This window comes from Arthrobacter sp. 2RAF22 (genome assembly GCF_052115325.1).
Lineage (GTDB): Bacteria > Actinomycetota > Actinomycetes > Actinomycetales > Micrococcaceae > Arthrobacter.
In genome coordinates this window covers 100585-126234 of record NZ_JBFRGL010000007.1, presented here as the reverse complement: position 1 = coordinate 126234, position 25650 = coordinate 100585, and the positions used below count along the sequence as shown (strand labels likewise).

The following is a 25650-nucleotide window of genomic DNA, read 5'->3' as shown; positions in this document are numbered from 1 at the left end:
CCCGGCCGCAGCCGGGAACGAAGCGGCAGTTACGAAGCCGGTACCAGTTGGTATGCGTAGATCACGGGTGCATCGACGCTGCTTGTGCTGATGCTCAGTGGGCCGGCCGAGGGAATCTTGATGCGGGACGTTTCGCGGCTGCCATTGCACGCAGCCCCGGCCTCGGTGATCTGCGTGCCACCCGAGGAAACGTCGAAGAATGCCTTGCCGCCGCCGTCGCAGGCCACAGTCAGGGTGTAGCTTCCGGCAGCGACATTTGCGAAGTTCTTGACCAAGGGGTCACGGTTCGGGATTTTTCCTGAGTCCTCCAGGACCACCCCGGCCGCCGACGGCATGGTGGTCGCCTTCCACGCGGGGATGTCGGCGTTGGAGACAGATCCGCCGGAGGAGCACGCCGTCATCGCCAGGGTGGCAGCGCCAACGACCAAAAGAGCAGCGCGACGCCAAGTGGAGGGGTGAAATGCCATGATTCAACGCTACCTGCTCGAATGCCTCCCCGCCGACGCAGGCGATCACGCGGCCGCCCACCCACCAGCCCGGATAGACTTGCACAGTGACTGATCCCGCAATGCCCGCCATCTTTGGGACCGCCCCGAAAACCACCACCCTCGACGCTCCCCGCAGCGACCTTCCCGAGCTGCTCACGGCGCTCGCCGACGACCTGCGGAACGTTGGCTACACCGTGGACGGAGTGGCAGGACTTCTTGGGGAGTCCGCCCACGCGGCCCTCGCCCGGGATCAGCTCATCCCTGCACTCATCGCCACCGAACCGGCTGACTCCGCCGGAGACCCGGCGACGGACGGCGCGAAGGCCGCGCTCGCCGTCGTCGTGCGCTTGTGGCTTCTCGCTGTCCCGCAAACCGAAGACGACGTCGACACCGCCCTGCCGCGCATCCGCACCTCGGGCCTGGTGGAACTTGGCTTGGTAGAGAAGAACGACGGCGGTGCTGTCGCGGCGAAGGTGGATTTGCGGCCGTACGGCTGGGAATGCGACTCCGGAGCAGACAACAGCGGGAGCGGCGGCGCGGAACTGTGGGTTTCCAGCGATCTCGCCGCCCACCAGCAGCCGGGCGTGCTCCGGCATGACCATGTGCTGGGCATCGGGCAGGCATCCACCACCCTTGTCCAGACCACGATCCGGCGGCACTCGAAACGCGCCCTTGACCTCGGGACGGGCTGTGGAATCCAGACTTTCCACCTCCTGCACCACAGCGAGCATGTCACCGCCACAGACATCTCCGAACGGGCCCTCGCGTTCACCCGCTTCAACCTGATGCTCAATGCCGAGGCCCTCCACCTGGACCCGGCCGATCTCGAGTCCCGGGTGAGCCTGCGGCTGGGCTCGCTCCTGGAACCGGTCGCGGGTGAGACTTTCGATTTGGTGGTGTCCAATCCGCCTTTCGTCATTACCCCGCGCAGTGCCGGCGAGCATTCTTCGGATCAATTCACCTACCGCGACGGCGGCCTGCCCGGCGACGACATCGTGGCCAACCTCGTCCGAACCTTGCCCGACGTCCTGGCGCCCGGCGGCACGGCGCAGATGCTCGGCAACTGGGAAATCCCTGCAGGCAGCCGCTGGAGCGAACGGCCCGCGTCGTGGCTGGCAGGGTCCGGCACGGAGGCATGGTTCATCCAACGGGAACAGGTGAGTCCGGAGCTGTACGCGGAGACCTGGTTGCAGGACGCCTCCGAGGGCCGCGACCGTAAGCTCTACCGTGACGCCTACGCCGCCTACCTGCAGGATTTCGCGTCCCGCAACGTGGACGCCATTGGCTTCGGAATGATCTGGCTGCGGCGGCCCGAAAGCCCGCGTCCGGGAGATGCGCCCGCCCGCTTCGAGGAAATCACGTACCCCATCGAGCAACCGATCGGCCCGCACCTCGCCGCCGCCGTCGAACGCGCCGATTGGCTCGATGCCCACGAACTCTCAGAGGCCCACTTGGTGGTGGCCGAGGACGTGACCGAGGAACGCCACCAGCGGCCCGGCGCCGAACACCCCGGCGTCATCTTGCTGCGCCAGGGCGCGGGACTGCGCCGGACGAACCTGTTGAGCACCGAGCTGGCCGGTTTCGTGTCGGCATGTGACGGCGAGCTGTCCGTCCGCCAGCTGATTGGCGCCTTGGCCGCCCTCCTGGGTGGAGACGACGACTTCGACGACGACGCTTTCCGCGCAGGTCTGCTCTCCGACGTCGGTAACCTGGTCCGCGACGGTTTCCTGCTTCCCACGGCATAGGACATTTGCGGCGCCCCCGGCGGATAAACTGTTCCGGTGAATGAAGACAATGGGGTATCCACCGGGCTGGCATCCCCGAAGCGCCGGAAACGGCCCGAGAAGACGGTGGAGATCACCGACCCAAAAGCGATCCGTGCCCTTGCGCATGCCGCCCGGCTTGAGGTCATCTCGGAACTGTATTCCACGCAACTGAGCCGCACGGCCACAGAGCTCGCCGCGCAGACCGGGCTCACGCCGAGCGCCATGAGCTACCACCTGCGGGCCCTCCAGAAATGGGGCATCGTTACTGCCGCGGACAACGAGGGCGATGCACGCGAACGCCGTTGGAAGGCCGCGGGTTCGGACTTCACCATCAAATCCGGCGGCAACGCTCCGAGCCCGGAGATCGCCGTCGTCGAACTCGAACTGGACGCTTTCCGGCGTCGGGCGACTGCATTCACCCGGGCCCGTGGTGAGCGGCGCCAGCGGGGCGAGGCCGCGAACGAGGCAGCCGCCATGGTGTTGTCCAGCGATCTGCTGTACTTGACTCCGGATCAGCGGACGGATCTCAAGGCCAAATTCCAGGAACTCATCAGGTCATATGAGCTCGAGGATCCCACGCGGATTCCCGAAGGAGCGGTGCGAATCGCTACGATGTGGTCGATGATTCCGGACGACCGGACGCCGGCTTCAAGCTAACCCAGAACACTGTTCCTCCACAGCACTTGTGCACATGGAAACGCACGATTCTGCAAAATATGGTGAACTAGGCCAATATGGGCACGAGCCCAAGCAATTCATTTTTCTGTAGGAGAACCGTGCCCAGCAAGGCAAAAACCGGCAAGAAACTCGTGATCGTGGAGTCTCCGGCCAAGAGCAAGACCATCGCCAAGTACCTGGGCGAGGGCTTCATTGTCGAGGCCTCGATCGGCCACATCCGCGACCTCCCGCAGCCCTCGGACCTCCCTGCAGAACTGAAGAAGACCTCGGTTGGCAAGTTCGCCGTCGACATCGAGAACGACTTCAAACCGTATTACGTGGTGTCTCCGGACAAGAAGAAAAAGGTCGCCGAGCTCAAGGCCCAGCTGAAAGACGCTGACGCGCTCTATCTCGCAACCGATGGGGACCGCGAGGGCGAGGCCATCGCGTGGCACCTCCTGGAGGTCCTGAAGCCCAAGGTTCCCGTCTACCGCATGACCTTCGGTGAAATCACCAAGGAAGCCATCCACCGCGCCATGGACAACCTGCGCGACGTTGACAGCGCCCTCGTGGACGCCCAGGAAACGCGCCGCATCCTGGACCGCCTGTACGGTTACGAAATCTCCCCGGTGCTGTGGCGCAAGGTTGCCCGCGGCCTGTCCGCCGGCCGTGTGCAGTCGGTCGTGACCCGCATGGTGGTCGACCGCGAACGCGAACGCATGGCATTCAAATCCGCATCGTACTGGGACCTGACCGGCCAGTTCGGTACCGGCTCCGCTACGTTCAAGGCGAAGCTCGCTGCGGTCGACGGCGCGAAGGTAGCCAGCGGCCGCGACTTCAACGACGACGGCGTCCTCACCTCCGCGAACGCGGTGCACCTCAACGAGGAACTCGCGACGTCGTTGGCCGCCGGACTCGAGAACGCGGACTTCCGCGTCCGCTCCGTCGACACCAAACCGTACACCCGCCGTCCCGCGGCGCCGTTCACGACGTCGACCCTTCAACAGGAAGCCGGCCGCAAGCTGCGCTTCACCTCCAAGAGCACCATGCAGATCGCCCAGCGCCTGTATGAAAACGGCTACATCACTTATATGCGTACCGACTCGTCCGCCTTGAGCGACGAAGCCCTCACGGCGGCACGCCGCCAGGCCGCCGAGTTGTACGGTCCCGAGTACGTGCCGCAGTCTCCCCGGGTCTACGCCAACAAGGCTGCGAACGCGCAGGAAGCCCACGAAGCCATCCGCCCCGCGGGTGACTCTTTCCGCACCCCGGCCCAGGTTGCAAACCACCTGACTGGCGATGCTTTCCGGCTCTACGAACTCATCTGGAAGCGCACCATCGCCTCCCAGATGGGCGACGCCAAGGGCTCTACCGCCACCATCCGCCTCGGCGCAGTGGCTACCGATGGGCGCGACGCCGAATTCTCGGCCTCCGGCACGGTCATCACCTTCCCCGGCTTCCTCGCAGCCTATGAAGAAGGCAAGGACGAGAGCCGCGGCGACGACGACTCCGACGAAGCCCGGCGCCTTCCCAACGTGGCCAAGGACGATTCCCTCACGGCTTCGGACATCATTGCTATTGGCCACGAGACCTCGCCACCGCCGCGGTACACGGAAGCATCCCTGACGGCGGAGCTGGAAAAGCGCGGCATCGGCCGCCCGTCCACCTATGCGTCCACGATCTCCACCATCCAGGACCGCGGCTACGTCCGGAAGCAGGGGTCTGCGCTGGTTCCCAGCTGGATCGCCTTCTCCGTGATCCGCCTGCTGGAGCAGCACTTCACCGACTACGTGGACTACGAATTCACGGCAGACATGGAAGGCGACCTGGACAAGATCGCCAACGGCCAGGCTGTAGGGGCCGCTTGGCTCAAGCACTTCTACTATGGTGAAGACGCCGATCCCGGCCTGCTGAGCATCGTCAACAACCTTGGTGAAATCGATGCACGCGAGATCAACTCGGTGCCGATTGCCGAGGGCATCACGCTGCGCGTCGGGAAGTTCGGCCCGTACTTGGAAAGTTCGATCCCCACCGTCGACCCCAAGACCGGCGAAGTCGTGGAGTCGGCGCGTGCCAACGTCCCCGAGGACCTCGCTCCGGACGAGCTCACTGCGGCCAAGGCCGTGGAGCTCATGGAAACGGCTGCCCCCGAGGAACGCGTCCTGGGCGCGGACCCGCACACCGGACACACCGTGGTTGCCAAGAACGGCCGATACGGCGCCTACGTCACTGAGATCATCCCGGAGATGACCGAGGAGCAACTGGCAAACCAGCCCGTGGAGTACTACAAGAACGGCAAACCCAAGCCGCCGAAGAAGCCCGTCAAGGCAAAGCCGCGCACGGGTTCGCTCTTCAAGTCGATGTCCGTTGATTCGGTCACGCTCGACGAAGCCATTCAGCTCATGAGCCTGCCCCGCGTGCTCGGCGCGGACGCCGAAGGCAACCCCATCACGGTGCAGAACGGCCGTTTCGGGCCCTACCTGAAGAAGGGCACGGACTCGCGGTCCATCGGATCCGAGGAAGAGATCTTCACCATCACCCTGGAACAGGCGCTGGAGATCTACTCCCAGCCAAAGCAGCGTGGTGCGCGTGCCGCCGTACCGCCCCTGGCTGAGTTCGGTCCGGACCCTGTCTCGGAGAAGAACATCGTGGTGAAGGAAGGCCGTTTTGGCCCATACATCACCGACGGCGTCACCAACATCACCGTTCCGCGCGCCACGTCCTTGGAGGAGCTGACCCGGGAGCAGGCCATCGAACTGCTCGCCGAGAAGCGCGCCAAAGGCCCGGTCAAGCGGACCACCACGGCCCGCAAGGCGCCGGCGAAGAAGGCTGCGGCAAAGAAGTAGCTCGCCACGAGATCGTGGGTGTGGGCCGGGGGCTGCGTTCTGGAACGCAGCGCCCGGCCCACACCCACGTATTGGGTTTCCTGGGTTTCCACATAGCTTGATTGGCCGCTTCCGGGCTCTCCGCCGCTCACCGAAACTGGTGCGGTGAACAGTTACGGAAACAGCGACTCCGTTGTCCCGGTGGACCCGCTCGCGGAAGTTTGGGATTACTTGGAACCGGCGAAATCCCCGGCACTGTCCGCACCACGGGGCCCTCAAGCCGCCGCAGTTCCAGCGCTCACGAGCATTGGCGCGCCTCCGCTTCCGGATGGGAACATGTGGCGGACAGAGGAGTTGCTGTCCCAAGGACTGAGCAAGCGACGTATGAACGAACACCTCCGCTAGGGCTCACTGGTAAGGGTCCGCACGGGAGTCATGGTCCGTGGCACGTTCTGGCGTGGGCTTTTGGACGATGACCGGGAGCGCGCCCGGTTGGCGGCGTATTGCCATAGGACCCTCCGCGTCACGGCGGATGGGCTTACGTTCAGCCACACCTCCGCCGCCCGTCTGCACCGTTTGTATTTGTGGAGGGCTGATCAATTGATCCACGTCATCATTCCGTACCACGCAGCGAGCGGATCCCATGCGGCCGACGTCAGGGCTCATTCAGGCCTCCTCCTGCCTGGGCAACGGATCGAGATTGATGGACTTCCAGTGACAGCACTCGACCGCACCGTTCTGGACTGCGCACAGATACTGAACTATCGGCAGGGCCTGATTCTCTTGGACCACGGCTTGAGGCTCGGATGCAACCGTGAGTGGCTCGAGTCAGCGTGTGCCGGTCTAGTCGGTGCCCGGGGAGTCACGGCGTTCCGAAAAGCCTTGGCCTTCGCGAACCCATTGTCCGAATCCCCGGGCGAGACATTGACGCGGGACGCTATCGCGAAGCTCGGATTCCCGGATCCCGTGCTCCAGCTGCGGGTCCAAACACCTCGTGGCGCCTACCGGTTCGACTTCGCGTGGCCGCACCTTCGAGCCGCGCTCGAGGTCGACGGCAAGGCAAAGTACTTCGACTACAAGCCAACTGCGGAAGTGATCTTCGAAGAGCGGCAAAGGGAGGAGCTGCTGGCCGAGCAGGGCTGGCGAATCCTGCGTATTGATTGGAAAGGTCTCTTCGACGAACGCGGCCTGAAGGTGCGCCTGCTCAGGCTTCTTCGGGGGTGAGATCGTGGGTTCGGGCCGAGGACTACGTTCCGGAACACAGCCCCCGGCCCCCACCCACGATCTCGACGGCGAGACAGCCGGGAATTGCTTCCGGCGGGGAAACCGTGATCGAGTGGAACCATGACAGATCAGCCTGCAGCCCCGGAATCCCTGCCCTTGAACGACCTTGAGTCCAAGCTCGCAAAGGCCGGGCAACCCGACGCGAACCCGGTGGACGTCATCCTGTCCTTCCTGAACAACGAGGTCTACATCCTGAGCACCGACTCCCTGGATAAGCCTGACGCCGCCGTGGAGCCTCTTGTCCTCGCCAACTCCGAGGGCCAGCCTGTCCTCGCCGTGTTCAGCCACCCGAGCCGGGTGGAATCGCACTTCCTCGAAGCCGCGCCCAACGTCCTGGGCACCCACGGTTCAGCGATTCTGGACAGCATCGGCGACGAGCTGGGCTTGGTGATCAACCCCGGCAGCGAGCACGGCTTCGAGATGGGCCCCGAAGGCATTGCGAACGTCCGCCGCGACTTTACCCGCGCGGACGAAGCCGAAGAAGCCCACGAAGCCACCGCCCCGGCCGCAGATGTGGACGCGGAATCACGCACCGGCGGACCCCGGGATTAATTGACTAACCGCCGGCACGAATCGGCAGTCGTAGTTGCTTCACACGCTTCGAATCGGGGAATAATGGCAGAATGCGTCTTGGCGTCCTAGACATCGGTTCCAACACCGTCCATTTGCTTTTGGTGGACGCGCATCCGGGCGCACGCCCGGTCGCGTTTGCCTCCCACAAGCGACCGCTTTCGCTGGTTCAGTTCCTGGACGCCGACGGTAACATCAACGACGCCGGACAACACGAGCTCATCGAATTCGTCCTCGAAGCGTGGGAGTTCGCAGCCCGCCACAAGGCCGAGGATCTCCTGGCATTTTGTACCTCGGCCATCCGCGAAGCCACCAACGGCGTCGAGGTCCTTGCCCGGGTGAAGCACGAGACCACTGTGACCCTGCAGGAACTGACAGGCAGCGAAGAAGCGTCCATGACGTTCTTCGCGGTCCGACGCTGGTACGGCTGGGGCGCCGGTCCGATCCTGGACCTGGACATCGGTGGCGGCTCCTTCGAAATGGCGTTTGGTCAGGACGAATTGCCCGAGCTCGCGGTGTCAGTGCCGCTTGGTGCCAGCCGTTTGACGAGGGACTGGCTCCACAATGACCCGCCCACGGCAAAGAGCGTCAAAGAGCTGCGCAAGTATATTCGCCACACTCTCAAGCCGGTGGTGCGCGAGTTCAAGCAATTGGGCCGGGCCAACCTGGTGGCCGGGACCTCCAAGACCTTCCGTTCGCTTGCACGCATCGCAGGGGCTGCCCCCAGCGGCGCCGGTCCGTACGTCAAGCGGGAACTCCACGCCACGGACTTGGGCCTCTGGGCCCAGCGGATCTCGGCGATGACCGTCGAGGACCGGCTCTACCTCCCGGGCGTCTCGGATGCACGGGCGGCGCAGATCCTTGCGGGGGCGCTCGTCGCTGAGGCCGCATTGGAAATGTTCGAGTTTCCCAGCATGGAGATCTGCCCTTGGGCCTTGCGCGAGGGATTGATCCTGCGCCGGCTCGACCAGCTGATCTTCGATGGCCCGCTAGCCCCGGCTCCGCATGTCGGGCTCGGAGGCGCGGTACCGGTACCACGCCTGGGCGCCAACACCGGAACGGCCGCGCCAGCGGCAGTATCCATACCAATCCCCATCGCCGGGAGGCAGGCCAACTAACATGAGCACCGACGTCGAGCATTCCGAAGAAGACACGCCGAGGATTCCGGTGGCGCTTTCCAGCGCCTCTGTCTATCCGCTCAGCGTCCATGACGCCTTTGCCGTGGCCCAGGACCTGGGGTACGACGGCGTCGAGGTGATGGTGACCAACAACGCCACCAGCCAGAACCCGGATGCACTCATCCAGCTAAGCCATCGATACGACCAGCAGATCGTCTCCATCCACGCGCCCACCTTGCTGCTGACCCAGCAGGTTTGGGGTCCGGCGTGGAACAAGATCGAGATGTCCTGCCAGATGGCGCGCGAAGTCGGCTGCAACACTGTGGTGGTCCATCCGCCGTTTCGGTGGCAGTCGAACTATGCGGAGAACTTCGCTGCCGGTGTGCGCGAGATCGCCGCGATGTACCAGGTGCACATCGCGGTAGAGAACATGTATCCGTGGCGTGTGCGCGGCCGGGAGGCGCTCGCGTACCTTCCGCACTGGGATCCGATGGGGCAGGATTACGACGACGTCACGTGGGACTTCTCGCACGCCGCCACCGCGGGTGCCAACAGCCTTGAGGCGATCCGGGCGCTCGGGAGCAAGCTGCGCCACGTCCACCTCACCGACGGTTCGGGCTCGGGCAAGGACGAGCACTTGATCCCGGGTTACGGGACCCAGCAGTGCGCCGAGGCGCTGCAGTATCTCGCATCCAACGGATTCGAAGGCACCGTGGTTGCCGAGATCTCCACGCGCAAGGCCAAAGCCGCCGGCGAACGCGAAGAGTGGCTCGCCGAAACGCTGCGCTTCGCGCGCCAGCACTTGGGGGCGCCCCTCGTGGGAGCCTTCGAGATCTAGGTTCCTTAAACGAGAAAGCACCGGCGGTCGATACGGGAAAATGGGGGGAAACCCGTTCGACCACCGGTGCTTGTGGCGGACATCCCCATGCCCGCCTCATCACTCGCACCCTCAATGAGGTAACTACTAAGTTACGGAGCGATATTGGGTGCAGCCTGCAATAATCTTGGGAACTAGCTGGGAATCCTCGGCGCCTCTGGACGGTCCTGCATTGGTTCTGCAGCGGAGCAGCTGAACTGGCATCATGGAGCCATGAGCAACCGAATCGCATTCCTTGGCTGTGGGTCCATGAACGAGGCCATTCTGGGGGGCCTGTTGGCTGCCGGAACGGATCCCTCGGACGTCGTCGCCACCGTACGCCGCGCAGAACGCGCCGCCGAACTGGCCGAGCGCCACCATGTCATGACCATCGCTGGGGCCGAGGAACCAGATAACAACAAGCTGGCCACGAAGGGCGCTTCGGTTGTCATCCTGGGTGTCAAGCCTGTGGGCATTGCCGATCTCGCCCGCGAAATCTCACCGTCGCTCGCCAAGAACACCATCGTGATCAGCGTTGCCGCCGCCGTGTCCATCGCCCAGTTGGAAGCAGCCCTGCCCGCGGGCCAGCCCGTCATCCGCACGATGCCCAACACGCCCGCCAAGCTCGGACGCGGGGTGGTTTCCGTTTCGCCCGGGACCAACTGCACCCCCGAGCAGCTCCAGCAGGCCAAGGACATCCTCGCTGCCGCGGGCACGGTCGTGGAAATCCCCGAGGACCAGGTGGATGCCCTGTCCGCCATCAGCGGCTCGGGCCCCGCGTACGCCTTCTACCTGGCTGAGGCCATGGCTGCCGCCGGCGTCGAACTTGGCCTGGATCCCGAACTCTCGCTCATGATTTCCCGCGAGACTGTGGCCGGTGCCGGTTTTATGCTCGCTGAGCCGGGAGCAGACCCCACGGCCCTGCGCATCGCCGTGACCAGCCCCAACGGCACCACCGAACGCGCCATCGCGGCGTTCAACGACGGCGGAATACCCGCGATCATCGCCGACGGAGCCCGCGCCGCAGCGGCCCGGGCCGCGGAGATCACACAGCAGCTGGCTTAGTTCCTCCCACTGGAGCTACGGCCGCGCAGCGAACCGTTCCAGCAGGTCCACGTGCCCTGACACAATCAGCATGTCGCGGCCGGAGACCTTCGTGTCCGGCCGGGCGTAGGTGAAGTCCTCGCCCGGGGATTTCACGCCAACAATGGTCACGCCGTACTTGGAACGGACCTTGGACTCATCCAGCGTGAAGCCCACGGTTTCCTTGGGCGGGTACATTTTCACGATGGCGAAATCGTCGTCGAACTCGATGAAGTCCAGCATGCGCCCCGAGACAAGGTGTGCCGCGCGCACTCCGGCGTCGGCCTCGGGGTAGATGACATGGTTGGCGCCGATGCGCGTGAGGATCTTGCCGTGTGAGGCCGTGATCGCTTTCACCCAGAGGTGTTCGATGCCCAGATCCACGAGGTTCACCGTGATGAGCACCGAGGACTCGATCGAGGTTCCCACACCCACTACGGCGGAGCTGAATTCCTGCGCGCCGAGTTGGCGGAGGGCATCGATGTTGGTGGCGTCCGCCTCGACCACGTGGGTCAGCACGGAAGCCCAATTCTGGACGAGCGTGCGGTCCCGTTCGATGGCCAGGACTTCGCGTCCCTGCTTGACGAGCTGCTCGGCGGTGGCTGCACCGAATCGGCCCAAGCCGATCACCAGCACGGGCGCGTTGTGCGCCGGCCGGTTGGGGGCGCCTGTTGAATTAGCCAATGATCGGCCTCTCTTCCGGGTAATGGAATAGCTGCCTGCGCTGGCGGAGGGCCAGGGCGGAGGCAAGGGTTATGGTGCCGATGCGGCCGGCGAACATGAGGGCGGCGAGGACGTAGACCCCCGCCGGCGGCAGCTCCGCGCTGAGGTTCGTGCTGAGTCCCACGGTGGCAAAGGCTGAAATGGTTTCGAAGAGTACCCGGTCCAGGCTGGCGCCGCTGATGGCCAACAGCAGGAATGCGGATACGCATACCAAGGTGGCGCCGGCGACGATCACCGAGATGGCTACCCGCATGGTGCCCTCGGGGATCGTGCGGCCGTAGACCTTGACGTCGTCGTCGCCCCTGGCCTCAGCGACGATGGCGAGGAACATGACCGCGATGGTTGTCACCTTGATGCCGCCGGCCGTCGACGCCGAACCGCCGCCGGCGAACATGAGCGCGTCCGACAGCAGCCTCGTGGTCGAATCCATGTGCCCCTGGTCGACCAGGTTGAAGCCACCGGAGCGCGTCATGACCGAGGCGAAAATGGAATGCGTGATCTTGTCGCCGACGCTCATGTTGGCGATGGTGTTGGTGTTGTCCCACTCCATCAAGGCCCAGAGGACTGCGCCGGCAATGAGGAGGATCAAGGAAACCTGGATGGTCAGCTTGGTGTGGAGGCTCCACTTCCTCCAATTCAGGCCGTGCCGCCGGAGCACCAGCATCACCGGAAAGCCGAGGCTGCCGAGGAACACGCCAAGCATGAGCGGCACGAGAATCCACAGATCGGTCTCGTACGGCACGATTCCGTCGGAATGGGGTGTGAAACCGGCATTGTTGAAGGAAGAGATCGAGTAGAAGACTCCGTGCCAGACGGCCTGCCAGAAGTCCTCGCCTAGCGTCAGGAACCGGGGAATCATCGCGATGGCCAGGACGGCCTCGATGGTCACGGACGTCGAGATGACGATCCGCAACAATGTACCCACTTCGCCCAAGCGGCCGGCGTTGTTCATGGCCTCCTGGGCAATGAGCTTGCCCCTCACACCGAGCCGTTTGCTGACCATGAGCGCCAGGAGGGAGGCGAGTGTCAGGGTTCCCAATCCACCCACGAAGATGCCCACGAGAATCACGAGCTGGCCGAAGAAGGTCCAGTGCGTCGCCGTCGACACAACCGTCAAACCGGTCACGCACACGCTCGAGACAGCGGTGAATAGGGCCTGGTGTATGGGAGTGACCGCACCGTCGGCCGAGGCCGCCGGCAGGGAAAGCAGGCCGGTGAACACGAGAATCGCGAAGACGTACGCCGTGAGCGCCAATCGGGCCGGTGAGGAGTTGGCGATGTTGTCGATGAAGTCGCGGATACCCGTGAAAATCCACAGGCCTCCCCGCTCCGGCTGGACGGTTTGCCAGCTGGCCGGGTCTAGGGACCTCGACTGGCTTTGAGTCATGGCAGTGCTGTTCGCTTCTGGTCGATTGATTCTGCTTTCCTGAGTAGTAAACCACTAATCGCCCGCTGTAACGGGGCAGGTGCGTTCCGCCGCTCGGGTAGCCTGTCATTGATGACTTCCTGGGCAGGCCTCCGTCCGTCCCCGCTGCCAACGACGGTGGCGTGGGATCCCGCCATGACCGCATACAATTTCGGTCCCTCGCACCCGATGGCCCCCGCGCGGCTTGAGCTGACGGCCAGGCTCGCCGCGGCGCTCGGACTTTTCGACCTGGAGCATGTGTCCGTCCAAGCGCCTGAGGTCGCGTCCGACGTCGACCTCCTGGCAGTGCACAGCGCCGAATATGTCGCCGCGGTGCGGCGTTCAAGCGAAGATCCGACGACGCCGGACCCGGAACGCGGGCTCGGCACCGAGGATGATCCAGCGTTTGCAGGGATGCACGAGGCCAGCGCCCGGCTCGCCGGAGGGTCCTTGCTCGCGGCCGAGGCGATCCTGTCCGGGACCGCGGTCCGGGCCGTCAACTTCGGCGGCGGCCTTCACCATGCCTCCCGAGAGCGGGCCAGCGGCTTCTGTATCTATAACGACGCCGCTCTCGCCGTGCAGAGGCTGCTCGACGGCGGTGTCCGGCGGGTCGCGTACATCGACGTCGACGCCCACCACGGCGACGGCACCCAGAGCATCTTCTGGAACGACCCCAGGGTCCTGACGATTTCCCTGCACGAAAGCGGGCTCTCGCTGTTCCCGGGAACGGGATTCGCCAACGAGATCGGCGGCCGGGACGCCTTGGGGACGGCCGTCAACGTGGCGTTGCCTGCGTGGACGGGGGACGCAGGGTGGTTGCGCGCCTTCCATGCCGTGGTACCCCAACTCGTGCAGGCCTTTGAACCTGAAGTCATTGTGAGCCAGCACGGCTGCGACTCCCACAAACTCGATCCCCTCACGCACCTCAACCTGAGCGTGGACGGCCAGCGCGAGGCGGCCGACGCCGTCGCGGGCCTCGCCGCCAGGTTCTGCGAAAACCGTTGGATCGCCACCGGGGGAGGGGGGTACGACATCACGGGAGTGGTACCGCGCACTTGGAGCCATTTGATCGGCATCGTGGCCCAACATCCTGTCCAGCTGACGGCTCCGGTTCCGGAGGCTTTCCGGAGCCATGTCAGGGAAAAGTACGGGGATACGGTTCCCGAACTCATGGGCGACGGCGTGGACACCTGGTGGCGTTCGTGGGAGGTCGGCTATGACCCGGCTGACGCCGTGGACCGCACCATCATCGCCACCCGCAAGGAAATCTTTCCGCTTTACGGTCTGGATCCCTGGTTCGACTGATAGCTGCTCGGCCGGCCGCGCAAGGCTGGGTCAACGCCGCGCGCATATGCGAAATAGTTGATGCCTTTTGGCGTATATGTCGCTAGGGTGGGAGGCATGGTGACTGACGACGTATTTGCCGTCATTGCTGAGGCAACCCGGCGTGACATTCTGGTTTCCCTCCGCTCTGGGGATAAGGCTGTGGGGGAACTGGTGGAGGAGCTCGCAGCGAGCCAGCCCACCATCTCAAAGCATTTGAAGGTACTCCGCGAGGCGGATCTCGTCAGCATGCGCGCGCAGGGACAGAAACGCTATTACGCGTTGAACCCGAAGCCGCTCGCCGGTGTTGCCAGCTGGCTGGAGACGTTCGACGTCGGACCCGCGAAGCCCGCGGTCGAAGCCGCCACGCCGGCCCGCAGCCCCCGGCCACGTACGGCAGGCCAAGGCGCCACGGGCCAGCCGGGTGCCGCGCGGAACCAGACCGACGGCGAGCCGATCGTCGCTCCTCCGGCGAGCACCGACGTCGAGCGCTCGCCTGAAGCCGCTTCCGCCACCGGAGCTGTTGCCGCCGCCGCCGGAATCGACGACACCAGGCCGCAGCAGATCGGCCGCACGGTTGGCCGTGCCGCAACCAAGGCTGCGGACCTCTTGGCGAACCTGCCGAACCTGCCCAACCTGCCGAAGTTCGGGCGAAAGAAGTAGCGGCAAGTTGGCGTGATCCCGGTCACGCCGCGATTGGCTTCTGCCCGATGTTGGTCCGGGAAGTCCCTGCAACCTTTGTGGCCGTGCGCGATCCCCGCCACTTTCAGAGTCATGGGCCGGGCCGGAGGCCCGCTGGCGCAGCCCTTCGGATCTAGTGTCGCCTTTCTGAAGTTGTGGGACGGCTGGCTTCGCGAGGATCTGTTCCTGGGTCATTGGTCCTTTTCGACAGCAAAAGATGCCGACTTCGGCGGGAAATTGGTCGACGTGCTGCTTGGTCGTAATCGGTTCGGATGGAGATTGGCGCGCGTCTGATGCGAGCATGGCGGGGTCGTTTCAGATCCGCCGTTCGGCGCAGAAGTTGTAGGGAGTCACATGGATTCGAGGCTGGAAGCAGTCCGGGACACCGTCTTGGCGCGGAACCCGGGCGAGCTGGAATTTCACCAAGCCGTCACCGAGGTCTTCGAAAGCCTTGGCCCGGTACATGACCGGCACCCGGAATTCCTCGAGGGCGCCGTCCTTGAGCGCCTGTGCGAACCGGAGCGCCAAATCATCTTCCGCGTCCCGTGGACCGACGACGCCGGACGTGTTCACGTCAACCGCGGTTTCCGCGTCGAGTTCAATTCAGCCTTGGGCCCCTACAAGGGTGGACTGCGCTTCCACCCCTCGGTCTACCTGGGCATCGTCAAGTTCCTCGGCTTCGAGCAGATCTTCAAGAATGCCCTGACAGGCATGCCGATCGGTGGCGGCAAGGGCGGCTCGGATTTCGATCCCCGTGGCCGCTCCGATGCCGAAATCATGCGCTTTTGCCAGTCATTCATGACCGAGTTGTACCGCCACATCGGTGAATACACGGACGTTCCTGCCGGCGACATCGGTGTGGGAGGCCGCGAGATCGGCTACCTGTTCGGCCAGTACAAACGCATCACCAACCGCTATGAGTCCGGTGTGCTGACTGGCAAGGGTATGTCGTGGGGCGGCTCCCTGGTCCGTCCGGAAGCCACTGGTTTCGGCACGGTTATCTTTGCCCAGGAGATGCTCAAGACCCGGGGCCAGTCCTTCGACGGCCAACGCGTCGTGGTCTCCGGTTCGGGAAACGTAGCCATCTACGCGATCGCGAAGGCCCAGGCCCTTGGCGCCACGGTGGTTGCCTGTTCCGATTCCGCGGGCTATGTGGTTGACGAGGCCGGCATCGATGTCGCGCTGCTTCGCCAGATCAAGGAAGTCGAGCGGGGCCGGCTCACTGAATACGCGGAGCGACGCCGGGGCGCCAGTTATGTGGCCGGTGGCTCGGTCTGGGATGTCAACGGTACCGTTGCCCTGCCGTGCGCGACTCAAAACGAGCTCGACGGCGACGCAGCGGCCAAGCTCGTCAGCAACGGCCTGCTGGCAGTCGCCGAAGGCGCCAACATGCCCTCCACCCGTGAAGCCGTTGCCGTTTTCCAGGACGCAGGCATCCTGTTTGCCCCGGGCAAGGCGGCCAACGCCGGTGGCGTAGCAACGTCGGCCTTGGAGATGCAGCAGAACGCCAGCCGCGATTCCTGGTCCTTCGAACACACGGAAGCCCGCCTGACGGAAATCATGGTGGGCATCCACGATCGCTGTGCCGCAACCGCGGAGGAATATGGCGCCCCGGGCAACTATGTCCTGGGTGCCAACATCGGCGGCTTCGTGAAGGTCGCCGACGCCATGCTGGCGCAAGGCCTGATCTAGCGCGCCGCGCCCACCGGACCCACCCTGCCAACCCGCCGGACCTAGTGCTGCAGCAGACGCACGTGGTCCGGGGTGAGTTCTGAAATCTTCGTCACTCCGAGCAGGGCCATGGTGCGGGCCATGTCCTTTTCCAGGATCCGGATGGTGCGGTCCACGCCTGCGCGCCCGCCTGCCATGAGCCCGTACAGGTAGGCGCGGCCGATCAACGTGAAGTCGGCACCGAGGGCCAGGGCCGCCACGATGTCGGCGCCGCTCATGATGCCCGTGTCCAGGATGACGGCCGCGTCGCTGTTGTCCGCCTTCAGCGCCGCGGAGACCTCCGGAACGAGGTGCAGCGGAATCGGTGCCCGGTCCAGTTGGCGCCCGCCGTGGTTGGAGATCACGACGCCGTCCGCGCCGTGGTCCACCACCTTGCGGGCATCGTCCACCGTCTGGATGCCCTTGACCACCAGCTTGCCCTTCCAGGTTTCGCGGAGCCAGTCGAGATCGTCGAAGGTCAGGGTGGGGTCGAACATGGAGTTGATGAGGTCGGCCACGGTTCCGGTGTAGCGGGAGAGCGAGGCGAAGGTTAGCGGCTCGTGCGTGAGGAAGTTGAACCACCATGCGGGCCTGTACGAAGCATCCAGGACGGTCTTTACGGTGAGCGCCGGCGGAATCGTCATGCCGTTGCGGACGTCCCGCAGCCGGGCACCGGCGACGGCGGTGTCCACCGTGACCATCAGGGTGTCGTTTCCGGCCTTGGCGGCGCGCTCGATCAATTCCAGGGAACGGTCGCGGTCCGTCCAGAGGTAGAGCTGGAACCAGTTGCGGCCGTTCGGAGCCGCAGCGGCCACGTCCTCGATGGACGCCGTGCCCATCGTGGACAGCGTGTATGGAATGCCCGCCGCTTCGGCTGCCTGCGAGCCCGCGTACTCACCCTCGGACTGCATCATGCGGGTAAATCCCGTGGGTGCGATGCCGAACGGAAGCCGGGATTCCTTGCCCAGGATCCCGGTCCTGAGGTCGATGTTGGAGACGTCGCGCAGGATCCCCGGCCGGAACTCGATGTCCTGGAAAGCCTGACGGGCCCGGCGAAGGGTGATCTCCGCCTCCGCTGCACCGTCCGTGTAGTCGAACGGCGCCTGGGGAGTGCGCCGCTTGGCCATGTCCCGCAGTTCCCAGATGGTGGATGCTCGGCGCAGCTTCGCCGCGTTGCTGAACTCGGGCTTCTTGAACTTCATGAGCGGCGCCAGGTCTGAGTACTTGGGAACCCGCCGCTTGAGTGCAGCAGGACGCCCGACGGCGGAGGATACGTTCGCGGGCACCTCAAGGGAAGGGGCGTTGCTTGGCTGGACGGTCTGCGTCATGATGCTGTCTCCCGTGGACTTGTGTGGTTAGACCACACTCTATGCCATGTGGTCCAACCACATCAACTACTATTTATCCATGCGAACGCACGAGCTCGTCCTGAGTTGGATCGAAAAGCAATTGTCCGACGGGCATTTGGTGCTTGGTGGACGGCTCCCCGCCGAGCGGGCGCTGGCCGAACAGTTGGAAGTTTCACGGACCTCGGTCCGCGAAGCAATCCGGATCCTGGAAGCCATGGGCTTGGTGCGGGCAGGCGTCGGCTCCGGCAAGGACGCCGGGACAGTGGTTATCGCGGAACCGGCCACGGCACTCGGGTCAGCGCTCCGCCTCCACGTGGCCACACAGCATTTGCCCGTCGCCGACATCGTGGAAACACGGGTCCTGCTCGAATCATGGGCGGTGTCCCGCGCCAGGGCCGACGCCCCCGAACTCAACGAAGCAGCGAGGCTCGTGGACGAGATGGACCTGAGTGCCGCCGTCGACGACTTCCTCGCACTGGACGTCGCCTTCCACCTGGCGCTGGCGGAAGCCGCAGGAAATGCCGTGGTGAGCACCATCATGGGCTCGCTCCGTGAAGCGATCGAGGGTTACGCCGCGGCGCTCACGGCGAACCTGCCGGATTGGGATCGCACCGCCGGTCGCCTGCGGTCCGAGCACCGCGCCATTTTGGCGGCAGTGAACGACGGCGACGGCGGCCGGGCGGCGACGCTCGTGGCCGCGCACATCGAGGGGTACTACCGGGAAGCCGGGCTGGGGAAGGCCCCTGAGGAAACTAGGCCTTGACGGGTCCGGTGCTTCCCCTGAGCTCAATCCGCGGCGGGAAGTAGTTCGTGGGGGAGGCGGCGTCGTTGGTCTGGATCTGCTCCCGCATGCGGCGCCACGCAAGGTCCCCGAGGTCGGAAATCGGTACAGCCGCAGTGGTTAGCGGAGGCATGGTGTACCGGGCGAACGGCATGTCATCGAAACCCGTGAGGGACAAGTCCTCCGGCACGCGGATCCCGCGCTCGCTGAGTCCGCTCAAGAGGCCCATCGCCGCGACGTCGTTGAAGACAAGGATGCCGGTGGCGCCGCAGGCGGCGACGGCATCGCTCGACTCGAATCCGGCGTCGAACGTGTTCCCTCCGGGAATGAACTGCAGTTCGACATCCGGGAATTCGGCCGTAAACTTCTCGAGCCCACGGAGGCGCTGCACGTTGGACGCACTGCGGTCCGGTCCGGTCAGGTAGGCCAGTTTGCGGTGGCCCAATTCCACCAAGTGGGCGGCAAGCTCCTGGATGCCTTGGCCGTAGTCCACTACGAGGCTGGGAGTCGGCACCGACTCGGTGGTGCGGTTGATGAGGACCAGGGGATAGAGCGTGGGGGCGAGCTCTTCCAGGTCGGCGTCGCTCATGCGGGGGGCGCAAAGAACGACGCCGTCGCATCGCCTCCGGGCTTCCCCGGCGAGGATCGCTTCTTCGCTGGAAACTTCGGACGAGTCGGCGATCAACACGCGGTAGCCGTCGCGGGCGGCGGCAATACTCAGCCCGCGAAGGATGGCCTGGAAGGTGGGGTTGGACAGGTCCGGCACCACGATTCCGATAGTGTCCGTTTTCCCCAGGGCCAGGCTTCGGCCTACCGGGTTCGGTTTGTACTTCAGCTCGGAAGCGGCTGCGCGCACGCGGGCGGCAATGTCCGCGTCCACGGTTGTGTTTCCGTTCATGACGCGGGAAACCGTGGCATGCGAAACGCCGGCCATGGATGCCACATCTGCGATGCCCACCCGCCGGGTGTTCCTTCTGCCTGGCATGCTTTCCTTCCTGGAGCTGATGCCGCCCGGTTCCAATGCTGCGGCGACGTGTGTTCTGAGGTGAAGTTTATAGTGAGTGAGGAAACGGTTTCCCTTGATGTCGTTGCATTTCGATTTGCGGGAATCCGGAGCCTGCCGCTATGGTTTCGCTATGACTAACCGTTGGTATGCGTATTTTTCGTTGGCTCTGGAGGGGCCCGCGTCTAACTGACACGCATCCAACTTTCCTTCAGAGCCAACAGGGCAGAGATCATTCTCTGCCCTTCGCCATTTCCAGGCGGGCTCTGAGTAGGGTCCGCTCCTCTCCGGAACAGGACCCCTTTCATGACCAGCATCGCCGCAGAGCCCACCACACTAAATGCCGACGTCGAAAATCCCGGCGCGCAGTCGACGTCGAACCTGCGCGTCAGCCGCTTCGAGCCGCTCCCCACGCCGCAGGAAATCAGCGCGGAACTGCCGCTGGACGCTAAGGCCTCCGCCGTCGTCGAGCGCGGACGCGACGGAGTCCGCGCCATCATGGACGGCGTGGACGATCGCCTCCTGGTGATCGTGGGACCGTGCTCCATCCACGATCCGAAGGCCGGCCTGGAATACGCGCGCAGGCTGGTCAGCCAGGCGGAGAAGCACAAGGAAGACCTGCTCATCGTCATGCGGGCCTACTTCGAGAAGCCGCGCACCACGGTCGGCTGGAAGGGCCTCATCAACGATCCCCACTTGGACGGCAGCCACGACATCGCGGCCGGACTCCGTGCCGCCCGTGGATTCCTCCAGCAAGTCACGGCCCTGGGCCTGCCGACGGCCACCGAGTTCCTGGAACCCATCAGCCCGCAATACATGGCCGACCTCGTGGCATGGGGCGCCATCGGTGCGCGGACCACCGAGAGCCAGATCCACCGCCAGCTCGCCTCCGGACTGTCCATGCCGATCGGTTTCAAGAACGGGACCGACGGCGACCTCCAAGTCGCGATCGATGCCTGCGGCGCCTCTGCGGCACCCCAGGCGTTCCTGGGGATCGACGGCGAGGGCCGCGCCGCCCTCGTGGCGACCTCGGGCAACCCGGACACCCATGTGATCCTGCGCGGCGGCCGCAAGGGACCGAACTACGCCGCGGACCAGGTTGCCGCTGCCTCGGAGAAGCTCTCGGCAAAGGGCTTGAACCCGCGGCTCATCGTTGACGCGAGCCATGCCAACAGCGGCAAGAGCCACCACCGCCAGGCCGAAGTCGCCTTGGAGATCGGCGCGCAGTTGGAAGATGACGTTGCTTCGCCGATCGCCGGCGTCATGCTGGAGAGCTTCCTTGTCGGTGGGGCGCAGAACCTGGATGTGGAGCGGCAGTCGGCCGGCGAACAAGAGCTGGTGTACGGCCAGAGCGTCACCGACGCCTGCATGGAATGGGACGTCACGGTGTCCGTCCTGAACCAGTTGGCGGCCTCGGCCCGAAAGCGTCGGATAGCTGCTTCCAACTAAGTGAAACCTAGTCTCCACTTGGACGAAAGACTTTCACTTTGGTACCAGCAGCCTCTAGAGTATCTAGCACATGGTTGTTTGATGGCTCAGCATCGGCACACCAGGTAATGAATGCTGGGGTTCGCCGCTAACCGCTGAGAGCAAAGGAATATGGAGAAATGTCCGCAGAGACTAACTTCTCGAACGCGCGTTTCATGACAGTGGCTGAAGTTGCCGAAGTCCTCCGGGTTTCCAAAATGACCGTGTACCGTCTGGTCCACTCGGGAGAATTGCCGGCCGTCCGATTTGGACGATCATTCCGGGTCCCCGAAGATGCCGTGAGCCAGTACCTCAAGGGCGCGGTCGTCGACGGACACTCAGAGACGGCCTGAGCCCGGCTTGGTCCCCTCAAGGGCCAGCGGTCATTGGGTGCCCCCGATAAGCGGTACCCTGTTAAGGAACGTTTTACGTCATTGTAAGAATCTGTCAGTTGTAAAGTCTGTTGCTCAGTTCAAGGACCTCACCCAGCAGACAGAATCTCAATCTAGTTTGGTAAGGAACTTACGTGGGTTCAGTTATTAAGAAGCGCCGCAAGCGTATGGCCAAGAAGAAGCACCGCAAACTGCTTCGCAAGACCCGCCACCAGCGTCGCAATAAGAAGTAGAGATACTTCCTACAGCGTGAATGCCCGTTGCCTCTCAAGGCGGCGGGCATTTTTGCGTCCGTCCCCGGTGACGCTCGCTCACCTATGAGCGCTTTTCCCCGGACCCTCGCTCACGTATGTCGGCCGTTTCGACAACGCTCGCTCCCGTATGTGGGCACATGCCGGAACTGCGGTCGTCACATCATGTGAGCGAGGGTTGCCGGGGAGGCGGGTATATGTGAGCGAGGGTTGCTGGGGTTAGGCCCTCGGGCTGCGGAACTTCGAGAAACCCCGCCACAAGCCGTAGACGGCGCCTCCGACGGTCGCGGCCTTGAGGCCGAGCGTGGCTGCCCGGCGGCCGGAACGGAAGTCGTAAACAGGCCAGTTGTTCTCCCGCGCGTGGCGGCGAAGCCCGGCGTCGGGATTGATGCACACGGGGTGGCCCACCAACGTGAGCAGCGGGATATCGTTATGCGAATCGCTGTACGCCCAGCAGCGCTTCAGGTCCAGGCCTTCTTCGTCCGCTACGCGCTGCACGGCCACGGCCTTGGCTGGCCCGTGGAGGATCTCGCCCACCAACCGGCCGGTGTAAGCGCCATCTTCAACCTCACCCACGGTACCCAGGGCGCCGGTCAGGCCGAGCCGCGTGGAAATGACGGTGGCAACTTCGATGGGCGTGGCGGTGACGAGCCAGACCTTCCGGCCAACACGCAGGTGCTGTTCCGCCAGGGCCTTGGTACCGGGCCAGATCCGCGACTCGATCATCTCGTCGTAGACCTCTTCGCCCAGCTCCTTGATATCGGACACCTTGATGCCGGCCGCGAGGATCAGCGCGGAATCCCGGACGGAATGGACGTCCTCCATCTTTTCGCCCCGGAGCACGAACTTGAACTGCTTCCAGGCAAAGCCCGCGGCTTGGGAGAGCGTGAAGGCCCTGCGTTCATACATCTTCCGGGCAACGTGGAAGAGGCTGGCACCCTTCATGAGGGTGTTGTCGACGTCGAAGAATGCGGCTTCGCCGTGTTGCTGCGTTGCAGCCGGCGCGGTGGCCACAACGGCGTTCTTCTCGACGGGCATGCCTCGAGTCTAGTCAATCGTCCGGCCCCCTGCCGTTCGCGACTGCCGTGACGACGCTGAAGCGATACCGTTGAACCATGCCAAATCCCGACGTCGTACTCCTCACCAAAGCTGACTGCCACCTTTGCGCCGCGGCGCGGGACGCCGTCGAACGCGTGACCTCAAGCCTTGGGCTCACGTGGACCGAACAGTCAATCGACACTGACCCGGCACTGCGCGAGCGCTACGCCGAGGAGATCCCGGTGGTATTCGTGGACGGAATCCAGCGGGATTTCTGGAAAATCGATGAGGCACGATTGGTGCGGGTCCTGAAGAAGGCCATCGCCGCCTGAACATGCGTGCAGAGCTTTGTTGGCAATAGAGTGGGAAAACAAAGCGACGCAATGGAGAAGAACGTGACTGCGCTGGAACCGTCCGCCGAGGCTGTACCCGGGGACAAGGAGTCTGCCGCGAAGCAGATACCGCCCGCGGCTGTGGCCCGGATGACGCTTTACCTGCGCGCTCTGAACTCCCTGCTCGGTGAAGGCGTGGAACGGGTTTCCTCCGAGGCGTTGGCTGAGGCGTCCGGAGTCAGTTCGTCCACCTTGCGCAAAGACCTCTCCTACGTCGGCTCCTACGGAACGCGTGGCGTCGGGTACGAGGTCCAATACCTGAGCCGGCACATCGCGGCGGCGCTCGGCCTGACCCACGACTGGAAAGTGGCCATTGTGGGCGCCGGCAACCTGGGCAAGGCCTTGGCACGATACGGCGGCTTCGAGTCGCGCGGTTTCGACGTGGTGGCGATCCTCGATGCCGATCCCATGATTATCGGGAACGAGGTCGGCTGGCTGCGGGTCAGCGACGCCGCCAATCTTGAAACGGTCCTTCAGCGGACCGGAACCAACATGGTTGTCCTGGCCCTCCCGGCCGCGGTGGCACAAGGCGTCTGCGACCGCGTGATTAGCGCGGGTATCCGCAGCATCCTCAGCTTTGCCCCGGTGCTGCTGCAAGTTCCTCCGTACGTGAATCTGCGCAAAGTGGACATGGCCACTGAGCTCCAGATCCTGGCGTATCACGCACAACGGGCACAGACCCCGGGCCAGGCCATTTAGGCCGGACCGGGTCTGCACCCGTTGTTTTGGTTTTAGCGTCTAGCGCCTAGCGGCCGTACGGCGCCTGGCCGTAAGGGTTCGCGAACGGCTGGGCTTTCCGGAAGTACGGCGCCGAGGCCGGCAAATAGAGCATCACGATCGCGGCGATGCCCAAGAGGATGGTGATGGTGCCCATGCCGATCTGGGTCAGGCCCAGCAGGGAAATTCCAGCGAAGACCGTGCCCAGGATGCGGGCCCAGTTCTTCCCCTTCCGGACATTGAACGCAACCAATGCGTAGAGCCCGGCAAAGATCACCGAGAAGATAACCAGGAACGTGATCGCAATGCCGATGAAGGTGCTTGTGTCTATGCCTGAAGCGTTGCTTCCTTGCGCCGACAGGGCCTGGTTGAACATGTTCTTGCCTGCCGGCGAGTTCAGCGTAGCGATAGTGAAGGGAATGCCGATCAAGGTCAGTACCCCTGCGGCAATCATCAGCCAGAAGGAGATGTTGACCAACTGCGGGACTCCGGACGTCGCAGCGGGCTGCTGGCTCGGCCAAGTGACGGGGCCGCCCTGCCCGTACTGCGGGACGGAAGGCTGCCCGTACTGCGGCTGCTGCCCGTACTGGGGAGCCTGTTGTCCATACTGGGGTGCGGACGGCTGCCCGTACTGGGGAGCCTGTTGCCCGTACTGGGGTGCGGACGGCTGCTGGGGCGCCTGCTGGCCGTACTGCGGAGCCGAAGGCTGCCCGAACTGAGGAGCTTGTTGGCCGTATTGCGGCGGCTGACCCTGCTGGGGTGTCTGCTGGCCGTATTTCGGCTCCTCAGGGGTGGGATTCTCGCCCGGAGTGGACGGCGGGTACGGAGGGGTGCTCATGGCATTCCTTTGCGTGTCGACTGCAGATACGGCTGCCGGGTGCAACGTGCCCCGCCCCCAGCTCGGCTTAATTCCACCGTACCCCGACGGCACAGCGCTGGTGATGATTCACGGGAAGAATTCTCGCTGAACAAGCTTCGGCGGAGCTCCCGTGAATCCTGCATGGACAAACGGAAGGCCGCGGGGTCCTTCCGGGACCGGCCGCGGCCTTCAGCTATGAAATTCCGGCTTGTAACGGGTTGGCTAGACGGCGCCCTTCACTGACTTGAACCACGCCTGCGAATTGGGCAGCCACATCAGGACCGTTGCAATGAGGCTGATGACGAAGCTGAACCAGTTGTTGCTCTGTCCATTTGCCATCGCTCCCCCCACGATCGAGAGGATCAGGGAAATTCCCGCAATGACGGTCAGTGCGAGGCGGGCCCACTCCTTGCCTTCCTTCATCTTCATCGCGAAGACGATTTGGGCGGCCGCCACAACCAGCGCTATCAGTACCAGAAGGAGGACGACGACGGCGATTGCCGGCGCGAGCGTGAAGAGCACAATGGAGCCGAAGAGGCCGAGCAGGCCACCCAAGAGGGCCAGGAGTCCGCCAATAAGCCAGATCCAGTAGGAGACCTTCAACTCTGTGGGCATTCCGGTCACTTTGAACATGCCTGAAAAACCGCCCTTGGGAAGGACATCGTTGAAGTTCTTCGGACCGTCGGTAGGCATCTCGAAGTGGAAACCTTCTCCCTGTCCGGGTTGGCCCTGCTGCTGGTATCCGGGGGTTGGCTGCTGGTAAGAGGGAGGCGCTTGGTAAGAAGGAGGTGCTTGGTATCCCTGCGGAGGCTGGTAACCCGCAGGAGGGACATTGCCGGGCTGCGGTGGCTGGGCTCCGGGCTGCTGAGGCTGAGGAGCTTCGTTTGGGTTACTCATGGCATCACTTTAGAC

The 25650-nt window shown here is 64.2% G+C and carries 25 protein-coding genes; 17 read left to right on the top strand and 8 right to left on the bottom strand.

What is annotated here, in order from left to right; all coding sequences use genetic code 11:
• Positions 1-29: 29 nt before the first annotated feature.
• Entirely contained in the window at positions 30-467 is a 438-nt protein-coding gene (locus AB4068_RS08185) for a hypothetical protein (protein WP_441433120.1), read from the bottom strand.
• A 101-nt stretch (positions 468-568) separates the two neighbouring features.
• On the opposite strand from AB4068_RS08185, the gene AB4068_RS08180 reads away from it, so the two are divergent.
• The 8 genes from AB4068_RS08180 (at position 569) to proC (ending at position 10629) form a co-directional block, all read left to right on the top strand.
• Positions 569-2233, top strand: coding sequence for a DUF7059 domain-containing protein (locus AB4068_RS08180; protein ID WP_441433144.1), 1665 nt, complete (start codon positions 569-571; stop codon positions 2231-2233).
• 36 nt (positions 2234-2269) lie between these two features.
• Positions 2270-2911: an ArsR/SmtB family transcription factor gene (locus AB4068_RS08175; protein WP_059389506.1), complete on the top strand. Its 642-nt coding sequence runs from the start codon at positions 2270-2272 to the stop codon at positions 2909-2911.
• Between the two features lie 119 nt (positions 2912-3030).
• Positions 3031-5757, top strand: coding sequence for a type I DNA topoisomerase (gene topA / locus AB4068_RS08170; protein WP_284990357.1), 2727 nt, complete (start codon positions 3031-3033; stop codon positions 5755-5757).
• 579 nt (positions 5758-6336) lie between these two features.
• On the top strand, positions 6337-6960 hold the full coding sequence (locus AB4068_RS08165; protein WP_441433119.1) for a hypothetical protein: 624 nt from the start codon (positions 6337-6339) through the stop codon (positions 6958-6960).
• A gap of 120 nt (positions 6961-7080) precedes the next feature.
• Entirely contained in the window at positions 7081-7572 is a 492-nt protein-coding gene (locus AB4068_RS08160) for an SseB family protein (protein WP_441433118.1), read from the top strand.
• Positions 7573-7643: 71 nt separating this feature from the next.
• Positions 7644-8708, top strand: a complete 1065-nt coding sequence (locus tag AB4068_RS08155) for a Ppx/GppA phosphatase family protein (protein ID WP_084784591.1) — start codon at positions 7644-7646, stop codon at positions 8706-8708.
• 1 nt (position 8709) lies between these two features.
• Positions 8710-9546: a sugar phosphate isomerase/epimerase family protein gene (locus tag AB4068_RS08150; protein ID WP_059389509.1), complete on the top strand. Its 837-nt coding sequence runs from the start codon at positions 8710-8712 to the stop codon at positions 9544-9546.
• 252 nt (positions 9547-9798) lie between these two features.
• Positions 9799-10629, top strand: coding sequence for a pyrroline-5-carboxylate reductase (proC, locus tag AB4068_RS08145; protein WP_332602650.1), 831 nt, complete (start codon positions 9799-9801; stop codon positions 10627-10629).
• A 15-nt stretch (positions 10630-10644) separates the two neighbouring features.
• Here the strand turns inward: proC and AB4068_RS08140 are convergent, their stop codons facing one another.
• Positions 10645-11283: a potassium channel family protein gene (locus AB4068_RS08140; protein ID WP_171983496.1), complete on the bottom strand. Its 639-nt coding sequence runs from the start codon at positions 11281-11283 to the stop codon at positions 10645-10647.
• Between the two features lie 40 nt (positions 11284-11323).
• Positions 11324-12757 carry a TrkH family potassium uptake protein gene (locus AB4068_RS08135; RefSeq protein ID WP_441433117.1) on the bottom strand — a complete coding sequence of 478 codons (1434 nt, stop codon included), beginning with the start codon at positions 12755-12757 and terminating at the stop codon, positions 11324-11326.
• Between the two features lie 111 nt (positions 12758-12868).
• On the opposite strand from AB4068_RS08135, the gene AB4068_RS08130 reads away from it, so the two are divergent.
• The 3 genes from AB4068_RS08130 to gdhA all read left to right on the top strand — a co-directional run bounded on the left by AB4068_RS08130 (position 12869) and on the right by gdhA (position 16471).
• Complete coding sequence (locus AB4068_RS08130; protein ID WP_441433116.1) at positions 12869-14080, top strand: acetoin utilization protein AcuC; 1212 nt, start codon at positions 12869-12871, stop codon at positions 14078-14080.
• Positions 14081-14176: 96 nt separating this feature from the next.
• Complete coding sequence (locus AB4068_RS08125; RefSeq protein ID WP_441433115.1) at positions 14177-14761, top strand: ArsR/SmtB family transcription factor; 585 nt, start codon at positions 14177-14179, stop codon at positions 14759-14761.
• A gap of 372 nt (positions 14762-15133) precedes the next feature.
• Positions 15134-16471, top strand: a complete 1338-nt coding sequence (gene gdhA, locus AB4068_RS08120) for an NADP-specific glutamate dehydrogenase (RefSeq protein ID WP_441433114.1) — start codon at positions 15134-15136, stop codon at positions 16469-16471.
• A 41-nt stretch (positions 16472-16512) separates the two neighbouring features.
• Here the strand turns inward: gdhA and AB4068_RS08115 are convergent, their stop codons facing one another.
• Complete coding sequence (locus tag AB4068_RS08115) at positions 16513-17817, bottom strand: alpha-hydroxy acid oxidase (protein ID WP_441433113.1); 1305 nt, start codon at positions 17815-17817, stop codon at positions 16513-16515.
• A gap of 79 nt (positions 17818-17896) precedes the next feature.
• On the opposite strand from AB4068_RS08115, the gene AB4068_RS08110 reads away from it, so the two are divergent.
• On the top strand, positions 17897-18601 hold the full coding sequence (locus AB4068_RS08110; protein ID WP_307054566.1) for a FadR/GntR family transcriptional regulator: 705 nt from the start codon (positions 17897-17899) through the stop codon (positions 18599-18601).
• On the opposite strand, the gene AB4068_RS08105 is transcribed toward AB4068_RS08110, so the two are convergent.
• Positions 18591-19604 carry a LacI family DNA-binding transcriptional regulator gene (locus AB4068_RS08105; RefSeq protein ID WP_284990089.1) on the bottom strand — a complete coding sequence of 338 codons (1014 nt, stop codon included), beginning with the start codon at positions 19602-19604 and terminating at the stop codon, positions 18591-18593. The genes AB4068_RS08110 and AB4068_RS08105 overlap by 11 nt on opposite strands.
• Before the next feature lie 324 nt (positions 19605-19928).
• Between AB4068_RS08105 and AB4068_RS08100 the strand changes: the two genes are divergently transcribed.
• The 3 genes from AB4068_RS08100 (at position 19929) to AB4068_RS08090 (ending at position 21714) form a co-directional block, all read left to right on the top strand.
• Complete coding sequence (locus AB4068_RS08100) at positions 19929-21071, top strand: 3-deoxy-7-phosphoheptulonate synthase (protein ID WP_284990088.1); 1143 nt, start codon at positions 19929-19931, stop codon at positions 21069-21071.
• Positions 21072-21229: 158 nt separating this feature from the next.
• Complete coding sequence (locus AB4068_RS08095) at positions 21230-21442, top strand: helix-turn-helix domain-containing protein (RefSeq protein WP_059389516.1); 213 nt, start codon at positions 21230-21232, stop codon at positions 21440-21442.
• Between the two features lie 173 nt (positions 21443-21615).
• The gene (locus AB4068_RS08090; RefSeq protein ID WP_003792170.1) at positions 21616-21714 is read left to right on the top strand and encodes a 30S ribosomal protein bS22; all 99 of its coding nucleotides are present in this window, start codon (positions 21616-21618) and stop codon (positions 21712-21714) included.
• Between the two features lie 237 nt (positions 21715-21951).
• Here AB4068_RS08090 and AB4068_RS08085 read toward each other — a convergent pair whose 3' ends face one another.
• Positions 21952-22770: an HAD family hydrolase gene (locus AB4068_RS08085; RefSeq protein ID WP_284990086.1), complete on the bottom strand. Its 819-nt coding sequence runs from the start codon at positions 22768-22770 to the stop codon at positions 21952-21954.
• A gap of 77 nt (positions 22771-22847) precedes the next feature.
• Between AB4068_RS08085 and AB4068_RS08080 the strand changes: the two genes are divergently transcribed.
• Both AB4068_RS08080 and AB4068_RS08075 read left to right on the top strand, forming a co-directional pair.
• The gene (locus AB4068_RS08080) at positions 22848-23102 is read left to right on the top strand and encodes a glutaredoxin family protein (RefSeq protein WP_059389517.1); all 255 of its coding nucleotides are present in this window, start codon (positions 22848-22850) and stop codon (positions 23100-23102) included.
• Between the two features lie 51 nt (positions 23103-23153).
• Positions 23154-23861: a redox-sensing transcriptional repressor Rex gene (locus AB4068_RS08075; protein WP_059389518.1), complete on the top strand. Its 708-nt coding sequence runs from the start codon at positions 23154-23156 to the stop codon at positions 23859-23861.
• Between the two features lie 46 nt (positions 23862-23907).
• Here the strand turns inward: AB4068_RS08075 and AB4068_RS08070 are convergent, their stop codons facing one another.
• Together AB4068_RS08070 and AB4068_RS08065 are read right to left on the bottom strand one after the other, a co-directional pair.
• Complete coding sequence (locus AB4068_RS08070) at positions 23908-24717, bottom strand: hypothetical protein (protein ID WP_332602656.1); 810 nt, start codon at positions 24715-24717, stop codon at positions 23908-23910.
• Positions 24718-24960: 243 nt separating this feature from the next.
• Positions 24961-25635 carry a hypothetical protein gene (locus AB4068_RS08065; RefSeq protein WP_441433112.1) on the bottom strand — a complete coding sequence of 225 codons (675 nt, stop codon included), beginning with the start codon at positions 25633-25635 and terminating at the stop codon, positions 24961-24963.
• Between the last annotated feature and the right edge of the window lie 15 nt (positions 25636-25650).

Bases quoted from the DNA above. Each gene is read 5' to 3' on its own strand.
- AB4068_RS08065 (WP_441433112.1), bottom strand. From the start codon at position 25,635: ATGAGTAACCCAAACGAAGCTCCTCAGCCTCAGCAGCCCGGAGCCCAG.
- gdhA (WP_441433114.1), top strand. From the start codon at position 15,134: ATGGATTCGAGGCTGGAAGCAGTCCGGGACACCGTCTTGGCGCGGAAC.
- AB4068_RS08115 (WP_441433113.1), bottom strand. From the start codon at position 17,817: ATGACGCAGACCGTCCAGCCAAGCAACGCCCCTTCCCTTGAGGTGCCC.
- AB4068_RS08085 (WP_284990086.1), bottom strand. From the start codon at position 22,770: ATGCCCGTCGAGAAGAACGCCGTTGTGGCCACCGCGCCGGCTGCAACG.
- AB4068_RS08070 (WP_332602656.1), bottom strand. From the start codon at position 24,717: ATGAGCACCCCTCCGTACCCGCCGTCCACTCCGGGCGAGAATCCCACC.
- AB4068_RS08160 (WP_441433118.1), top strand. From the start codon at position 7,081: ATGACAGATCAGCCTGCAGCCCCGGAATCCCTGCCCTTGAACGACCTT.
- AB4068_RS08130 (WP_441433116.1), top strand. From the start codon at position 12,869: ATGACTTCCTGGGCAGGCCTCCGTCCGTCCCCGCTGCCAACGACGGTG.
- AB4068_RS08125 (WP_441433115.1), top strand. From the start codon at position 14,177: ATGGTGACTGACGACGTATTTGCCGTCATTGCTGAGGCAACCCGGCGT.
- AB4068_RS08180 (WP_441433144.1), top strand. From the start codon at position 569: ATGCCCGCCATCTTTGGGACCGCCCCGAAAACCACCACCCTCGACGCT.
- proC (WP_332602650.1), top strand. From the start codon at position 9,799: ATGAGCAACCGAATCGCATTCCTTGGCTGTGGGTCCATGAACGAGGCC.
- AB4068_RS08110 (WP_307054566.1), top strand. From the start codon at position 17,897: ATGCGAACGCACGAGCTCGTCCTGAGTTGGATCGAAAAGCAATTGTCC.
- AB4068_RS08150 (WP_059389509.1), top strand. From the start codon at position 8,710: ATGAGCACCGACGTCGAGCATTCCGAAGAAGACACGCCGAGGATTCCG.
- AB4068_RS08100 (WP_284990088.1), top strand. From the start codon at position 19,929: ATGACCAGCATCGCCGCAGAGCCCACCACACTAAATGCCGACGTCGAA.
- AB4068_RS08075 (WP_059389518.1), top strand. From the start codon at position 23,154: ATGGAGAAGAACGTGACTGCGCTGGAACCGTCCGCCGAGGCTGTACCC.
- AB4068_RS08080 (WP_059389517.1), top strand. From the start codon at position 22,848: ATGCCAAATCCCGACGTCGTACTCCTCACCAAAGCTGACTGCCACCTT.
- AB4068_RS08135 (WP_441433117.1), bottom strand. From the start codon at position 12,757: ATGACTCAAAGCCAGTCGAGGTCCCTAGACCCGGCCAGCTGGCAAACC.
- AB4068_RS08095 (WP_059389516.1), top strand. From the start codon at position 21,230: ATGTCCGCAGAGACTAACTTCTCGAACGCGCGTTTCATGACAGTGGCT.
- AB4068_RS08155 (WP_084784591.1), top strand. From the start codon at position 7,644: ATGCGTCTTGGCGTCCTAGACATCGGTTCCAACACCGTCCATTTGCTT.
- AB4068_RS08185 (WP_441433120.1), bottom strand. From the start codon at position 467: ATGGCATTTCACCCCTCCACTTGGCGTCGCGCTGCTCTTTTGGTCGTT.
- AB4068_RS08105 (WP_284990089.1), bottom strand. From the start codon at position 19,604: ATGCCAGGCAGAAGGAACACCCGGCGGGTGGGCATCGCAGATGTGGCA.